Annotated in this window: 5 protein-coding genes and 1 pseudogene; all 6 read right to left on the bottom strand. The window is 43.5% G+C overall.

Translation table 11 applies throughout. The features are described 5' to 3' along the window. Positions 1-79: 79 nt before the first annotated feature. On the bottom strand, positions 80-514 hold the full coding sequence (locus HMPREF2959_RS00030; protein WP_010980984.1) for a hypothetical protein: 435 nt from the start codon (positions 512-514) through the stop codon (positions 80-82). After that, positions 511-2,184 (bottom strand): annotated as a pseudogene (locus tag HMPREF2959_RS13410) (DUF637 domain-containing protein); the annotation flags it as partial. The gene HMPREF2959_RS00030 and the pseudogene HMPREF2959_RS13410, both read right to left, overlap by 4 nt. Before the next feature lie 384 nt (positions 2,185-2,568). Then, positions 2,569-2,943 carry a DUF596 domain-containing protein gene (locus HMPREF2959_RS00020; protein ID WP_002214443.1) on the bottom strand — a complete coding sequence of 125 codons (375 nt, stop codon included), beginning with the start codon at positions 2,941-2,943 and terminating at the stop codon, positions 2,569-2,571. Between the two features lie 18 nt (positions 2,944-2,961). After that, the gene (locus HMPREF2959_RS00015; protein ID WP_002243799.1) at positions 2,962-5,676 is read right to left on the bottom strand and encodes a DUF637 domain-containing protein; all 2,715 of its coding nucleotides are present in this window, start codon (positions 5,674-5,676) and stop codon (positions 2,962-2,964) included. Between the two features lie 143 nt (positions 5,677-5,819). After that, a complete protein-coding gene (locus HMPREF2959_RS00010) occupies positions 5,820-6,251 on the bottom strand; it encodes a hypothetical protein (RefSeq protein WP_002237330.1) in 432 nt (143 codons plus the stop codon). 15 nt (positions 6,252-6,266) lie between these two features. Next, positions 6,267-7,642 (bottom strand): DUF637 domain-containing protein (locus tag HMPREF2959_RS00005; RefSeq protein WP_083314104.1); only part of this gene is annotated, 1,376 nt, incomplete at its 5' end.

Here is a 7,642-nt window from a genome sequence, read left to right as displayed (position 1 = left end):
CTAATACACTAGTGTTGCACTTGAAATCCGAATCTAAGGTCATCTGAAATTAAATTTAGTTTTCAGACAATCTTTTTCTTCAATTGGAACGTGGAGTTACATTTTCACCTAAACTATGCACGCTAGATTTATAGATAAACCATTCAGACAGTCCAATAAACATTATGGTTGGGATTACCAAATACCAAAAACTACCGACTCTTTCAGATGAATTAAATAAAGAAAAGTACCCATATGTATAAAAAACAATGAAGGTTAATATGACAGATACAGCAAGTTGATTTTGAAATACCCATCTGAATAAAGTTGATAATATCACTGGAATTAGAAACCATAACATAACTATAAACCCACCCCCTACCATCCCAAATATAAAATCTATTACCCCTAAAAAAGATAGTTTAAAATCATTACCCCATAAACCTGAAAAAATTAAAAGGCCAAAAAATACTCCACCTATTAAGAAAATAGATTTAATATTTTGAATAAGATAAAATAAATAATTTTTATTCATGGCTTGCATCCCTGTTTCTCAGAATATCCCATAAGCTTACAACCATATTTAATTCTAGATTTGTAATCTAACATATTAATTCCATCCTCTATTTTTTTCCTCTCATCTAAAGGATTTGGAATTATTGAAAATATCTTATTTGATGTTACCCCTTTAATCAATGACAAATAATCCTTCTCATTACTCAAATATTTTTGGTGAATAGGCTGTAATAACTTTTGCTCGCTTTTCAACTGTTGAATATCCCACTCCCTAGGATTAGTTTTTTTATTGAACAAGTCTCTAAAATTATAAAATCCATTTACTATCAGTGCATTGCCTGACGCAGCCCTCCATTCATAAATTGGAGGATTACCAACAACTTTACCTGCCGCAAAAGTTATATAAGAAGCTTCTCCGTCTGCCCCTAACCCAGTTATAGCAGCACGCGATACAAAATCAGCTCCACCAAACCATCGTGCTTTTGAACCCAAATTTTGCTCATAAAGATTGCTGGCAGCAAAGAAATCTGCACGATTGTCAATGGTGTTGAAATACTTGTCAAATCTTGTAGATGCCCCTTGTGAGTTATATAAATAGCCAAAAACTTCTTTGGCAACCCGTGATACATCCGTAGGCATATACTTCCACGCAGCAGGCATGGCAATATATTTAATAGACATATTAATGCCGTTTCTGCAACCATCGCCCAATGGGTTCCTAGAACAGACTTTTTGAATTTCCGTATCAATTACTTTGCTAAATTGTTCATCCTTTTTGATGGCATTTACTTTTTCCATCGTAGTAGAACAAGTTTTACCGGAAAGGCATTTTGTCAATTTATCCATTCTTTCCTTGCTAAGCGCATTACTCTCTACCGCCACAGCAGCCGCATTCGCCGCAGCATTCACATCCCCCTTACTCAACGCCGCAACCGTCCCTGCTGCCAGCTTCGCCTTAGCAATGATTTTTGCCCGGTCTTTCACATTCAGGCTGCCCGGGTCTCTGCCGTCCAGCAGGGCTTCGCCGAGGATTTCACCGACCGCCGCTCCTATCGCGCCATCCTGACACTTACCCTTATTCGCCGCCGCTGCCGCACAGCCCGCTATGGCATGGGCAATCTTGTGGACTATGTAGTGCTGATCCAACTGTTTGATTTTACTGGCTGCTTCTCCATGCGCGGTATTGACCAAAGCCGCAAGGATATTCGCTTCCAGATTGTCTTTCAGGCTGCCGCCGTTGACAGCGGTATTAATCAGTGCGGCACTGCCCGCATTGGCCAGGTTGACGTTGAGGTTGTTTACCCAAGGGGTTTCGCTCCAAGTGGCAAGGGAGGAAGCACCGATTTTGTTGGATACGCCTGCGATGGCCGCTGCTACAACCAGTTTTTTCACTGTGCGGCTTCTGCCCAGCTCCTTCAGGGTTTTACCGACATCGCCTTTATTGTTGATGAGCGATACGGAAGCTTGGCTGGCCAGCGAGGCGAATGCGGCATCGGTTGCCGCTGCGGCCGCGCCGTTTAAGCCCAGTGCGGCTCCGGCTCCCGCGCCCGCAGTAACCACGGTAACAGCCAGCGCAATAATCGCTGCTCCGGCTCCGGTTAAGCCTTCCTGTTTATAGTCCCATTTGTCGTACGCCAGTTGTACCTGGTTCCAGTTGACGTCTTTGGTGACTTGGAGCTGTTTCAAATAGCAAGCGTAGGAGGTGTCTTCAGCACGCACGCGTCTGGGCAGTATATAGGGAATCTGAATATTTACTTGCATAACAAATGCCGTCTGAAAAAATTGAGCTTTTCAGACGGCATTGAGCCGTAAATCATGGAACGCGTGCGTGCTGGAGCACACACCTTACGCATGGATTTTAGGTTTCATGCAGGCTACAGCTTGCTTCCATAAATCATTTTTATCAGAGCTCGTAGGTACGGTTAGCCGCCTTTAGCGGCGTAACCGTACGAATGAAATGCCAAGTTGCAAGGCCGTCTGAAAAAGTTGAAAAACAGATTTCAGACGGCCTTGTTATTTTATAAAGTTTGCTGATATGCGTACGGTTACGCCGCTAAAGGCGGCTAACCATACCTACGCTTGCTCATAAATATCAATATTCGGCAAATCGGCCAAATCTATTGGACACGCAATATCCCACCAAAGCCATTCTAAGTAATACCAAGGGTCTTCAGGCCATATTGCTTGGGCATCTTCCAAAGTAGGCCATATGTCTTTCAATTTCTGCACTTGTTCTTTTGAAGTTCCAGTTAGAGGAATTCCGATACCGTCGGTATAATCATGTAAACGGATTGAACCGTCATTTAACAGTTCTTCCATAAAAGAACAGAAATTGTTTTTTAAGTTTTTATCTTGAATATTAATACCCATTTGATTTTTATAAGAGTTAAAAATTGAGGATAAATCGATTTGAAAATCAAGAATCTTAATTTTTTGTTTCTCATCCACGGTAAAATCCTTTGTAAATTATTGGAATTTAAGCTCCAATTTAGTACCTTTAATAAATGATGGAGGATTCTGCAAATCTAATGTCCATCGTGCTTGAGTTGAATTCTCTGTTTTTGAAAAATTTCTTAATGCAATTTTTGTTCCTGCCCATTCTCCAGTACTGATAATGCCATTTGCTAATCTTCCGTCAGGCAAAACTCTAAAATTCGGATTCTGGCCAGTCATCTGCCGATAAAGCGCAAAAATCTCCTGTTCGCTTACGCCGCTGTAAACGGGTGCTCCCTTTAAGCTTATGGCTTGTACAGGTTTGATGGTTTTTCCGTTAATGGTTATCGGAATATTACTTGCATCAAGCAAGCCTGCTCCTTTCCTTACTCTATTGTTAAATCCCGTCTTCCATGCATCCAGTTGCGTATCGCGTTGGGCAATACGGAATAAAATCTGCTGTTCTGCTTTGGCTAAATTTGCCAAATTGTTTATTGTTTCTTTAGGAGCAGCTTGCTTAGCCGCCTTCGCTTTCGACAACGCTCCTACTGGAGCTTCCCAAGCGTTGCCTACCGTTACCGCACCCGTGGCGATTCCCGCGCCCGCTTCGGCAGCCTGAGTGACCATGACAGTACAACCAGAAGGATTAGCCATGCAGGTGCTGATAGCTAATTTACCCGCTGTACCGATCAGCGGAGCTGTCCAACCTGCTGCATAAACCCCATAGCTGGTAATCACAATCGGGCCTGTGATGCCATTACGGATATTGCTTATCCAAATGGCAGCATCCTTATCCTGCGGATTAGTCATCGCACCTGCTGCATGTGCAGGCATAATACCTTGGATAATTTTTTCCAGTGCGGTTTTGTCGGGCTTCTGCGGTTGATGCTTTTTCGCATTGGTAGGGGTGCTGTCAAAATTCAAAGCATTATTCACCACAGCTACCTCAGCCGCATTCGCCGCAGTATTCACATCGCCGCCGTTGAGTGCCGCCACGCTGCCCGCAATAATCTTCGAGTAACTGATAACTTTATGCTTTTCTGCATCGCTGAGTGTAGCAGGGTTTCTGCCGCCAAGTATGGATTCAGCTACGATTTCCCCAACTGCTGCGCCAATTGCCCCATCTTTACATTTTCCCTGTACCAGTCCGCTAACACAACCCGCCAAAGCGTGGGCGAACTGTTTGGCAACATAATCGTCGCTGAAGGTTGTTTTGATTTTGCTGGCGGCTTCCCCTTGGAAGCTATTAACCAATGCTCCCAATGCGGCATTGCCTAAGTTGTCTTTCAAACTGCCGCCGTTAACGGCGGTATTGATACCAGCTGAGATACCTGCATTGCTGAGGTTGGTGGCCAATCTGCCTCCAAGGTTGGCAATGGTTTGATTGCCCGTACTGCTGAACAGTTCGGTTCTTACCTTGCTGTTCAATTGGGCAATATCTGCTCCCATCTGGTTTAATGCACCCGCCGTCAGTGCGGAAGTAACAATCTGCTTGACCGTATCACTGGTGCCGAGATCTTTTAATGCTTTGCCTACATCGCCTTTATTATTGATGATGGCTACAGCTGCTTGGCTATACAAGGAGGCTAAAGCTGCGGTTTGCATGGCAGCTGCAGTAGAAACAGTGGTAGTTGCTGCCGCTGTCGTTGTTGCAGCTGCGGCTGTACTACTTCCTGCGGCAGTTACGCTACCCGCTGCAGCCGCTCCGTATCCATAAGTTAGAGCGGTTACAATAATCACCACAATCGCTGCACCGGCTCCGGTCAAGCCTTCCTGTTTATAGTCCCATTTGTCGTAGGCCAGCTGCACCTGTTTCCAATCGACGTTCTTGGCCGTCTGAAGCTGTTTCAGGTAGGCGTATTCGGGCTGTTTGGTGAGGGTTTCGATTTGGGTTTTCAGATTGCCTTTGGGAATATCGACAATGTAACCGCCGGGTGCGGACAGTACGGGCGCAACGGGACCGGTGAAACTCGGCAATTGCAAGGTTTCGATGTTACTGCCCCGTCCTGCCTGTTTTTGCCATAGAGTAGATTTGCTGCTGCTCACGGTTTCTGTGTGGATGCTGCTTTTGATCCCTTCGAGGATAATCTTGGCATCTGCCCGTGCCTGCTCACCTACGCCTGCGCGTATGGTTGCGCCACCCAGTGTGGTTTCAAACTGTGTGCCTTGCAGTTTGGTATCCCAGCCCGATTGGAGGTTGGCTGATTCTGCAACTACCCTTGAGGGCAGCGCGGTTTTCATGACTTGGGTGGTGGTGTCGTGTGCTTTGCTGTAGCTGATGCCGAGAAATCTGCGCCTTTTTTGGCTGTCTAGTTTGTCGTAGTTGAGCTCTTCTACGGCATAGAGTGTCAATTTCCGCCCGGCTTCGATGTTAATGCTGCCTTTGGGGGCATCGAATGCGGTGGCGTAGGCGTCGATGCTGCCACCAGATTTGATGTCGATGCCTTGGGATGCGCTGAGGTTTACTGCGTCGGGCTTGGCGTTTTTGTGTTCTTTGACTTCGGTAATGTGTTTGCGGTTGTACCATTTGCCGGTTTTGTAGCTGCGGCGTTCAAAGGTATAGAGTTCGCTCTGTCTCGCATAGTAATATTGTTCACCGTAAGATTGAATTTTGATTTTGCCGTTTTCCGAACTGATATCCGTGGTGCTGAGCAGGATGCGACTGTTCTCATTGGCATACGGTGCGCTAATGCTCACACCGGTTTTACCCGAAAGTTCTGCAGCAAGCGTAGGAGGTGTCTTCAGCACGCACGCGTCTGGGCAGTATATAGGGAATCTGAATATTTACTTGCATAACAAATGCCGTCTGAAAAAATTGAGCTTTTCAGACGGCATTGAGCCGTAAATCATGGAACGCGTGCGTGCTGGAGCACACACCTTACGCATGGATTTTAGGTTTCATGCAGGCTACAGCTTGTTTGAGAATATGTTTTTTGTATTTCTTTACACTTTTTTTGATATTCAGGGTGAGCTATTAAGAAATCAGATATTGCAATATTAAAGTAATGATATGCTAAATTAATAGGTATAATTAATTCTTCAGGATTGAAATCATCTCCAACTGAAAAATAAATAGAAGGAGCTTTATCAATATACTCAAATCCATTTACCTCTTCATAATCTCCAATCCATCTGGTAGCATCTATTTTTTCATATTGAGCACCTATTACTCCAAAATGTCCGGTAGTTGTAATATTTTTAAAACACTCTAAAAGCGTATCTTTAGTTTCAAATTGGTAAATTGTTTCAAAAAAAATCGAAATAACAAAATGGTTGTTATTTATAGATTTTTTATTTAAGTTTAGAAAAATATTATTTTTCATAATTTTTCCTTTAAATTATTCTGGGTGAATGTTTGTAATTCTTCCTGTATTTACATCAAAATATGATCTAAATTTGATTCCGTCAAAGGTTTCTGAGAATTGAATGACATTTTTTCTTTCCGATATTGATTTAGTTCTTTCATTTTGAGCAATTTTAGAGGCTTTTGAATATCCTTGTGAAGCAGCATTTTGAGCCATTTGAAGTATTTTATCATCAGAAAATTTTTTAGGATTATAAACAGTTTTTATACTTGAAATTTCCTTAAATCCACCATCAGGTTTACCTGTCCTGTCTAGTGTAGGAATCTCATATTTAATTCGGGTAATGCCTTCAATATCAGTTTGGGTTTCAGATTTTACGCGTCCTCCTCGTGAATTTAGTTCTGCCATAAAATTGGTGCGGTTATGGGCTCCTTTAATGCCCTGTTTTTGACTAAAACCATCAGCATTTGCCAGATGTCTTTTTAGGTTTGTATCGAAACTGATGCCTTCCGGGTATTTGACATTAGTAATAGGTGTATTTTGTTTTACAAACCCTCTTGGTATTGGAATGAATCTAGGATTAACTCCTGAAATAAGTGTATAACCTTGGTCGGACATCCATTCGGATAAAGGCTTTGTATTGCCCGATTGAAGCCAAGATTTAGCAGCAGTATTCAAATGATAAGACTGTAAAGCCAAATCTGCTTGGGTGTAAGATTTGCTGAATAATTTATACCATTCATCATCTTTACCAATTAGACCTGCTTCCCAAGATGAATGAAGGCTTCTACTATCGATCAAATGTTGTTTTCTGATTGTTCTACATTCAGTACTACGGGATATATCCGTACATATTGCAATCGAAGCAGCAAGTCTTTTATCAGCAACATTTTGATACTTTTTTACAGTATTTTTTCTGCACAGTTGAGGATTATTCTGTTTGGCGCATGCAGTCATTTCGTTATCAAATTCTCTACCCTCTTTGTCGCTAAGCTGATTATTTTTCACCGCTACCTCAGCCGCATTCGCCGCCGCATTTACATCGCCGCCGACCACACCGCTTACCGTACCGGCAACCAGTTTGCTGTATGCCAAAATCTGTTCGCGTTCTTTAGCTGTCAAAGTGGCAGGATTTTTGCCGTTTGTCAAAGCCTCCCCGACTATCTCGCCCACAGCCGCACCGATCGCACCATCCTGACACTTACCCTTATTCGCCGCCGCTGCCGCACAGCCCGCTATGGCATGGGCAATCTTGTGGACTATGTAGTGCTGATCCAACTGTTTGATTTTACTGGCTGCTTCTCCATGCGCGGTATTGACCAAAGCCGCAAGGATATTCGCTTCCAGATTGTCTTTCAGGCTGCCGCCGTTGACAGCGGTATTAATCAGTGCGGCACTGCCCGCATTGG

Source organism: Neisseria sp. HMSC070F02 (genome assembly GCF_001814225.1).
GTDB classification, from domain to species: Bacteria; Pseudomonadota; Gammaproteobacteria; order Burkholderiales; family Neisseriaceae; genus Neisseria; species Neisseria meningitidis.
Note: the sequence above shows the minus strand (reverse complement) of the source record. Positions and strands in the feature narration are given on the sequence as shown.

What these genes read in the sequence shown, in the direction of transcription:
- HMPREF2959_RS00030 (WP_010980984.1), bottom strand. Translation starts at nt 514, where the DNA reads ATGAATAAAAATTATTTATTTTATCTTATTCAAAATATTAAATCTATT.
- HMPREF2959_RS00010 (WP_002237330.1), bottom strand. Translation starts at nt 6,251, where the DNA reads ATGAAAAATAATATTTTTCTAAACTTAAATAAAAAATCTATAAATAAC.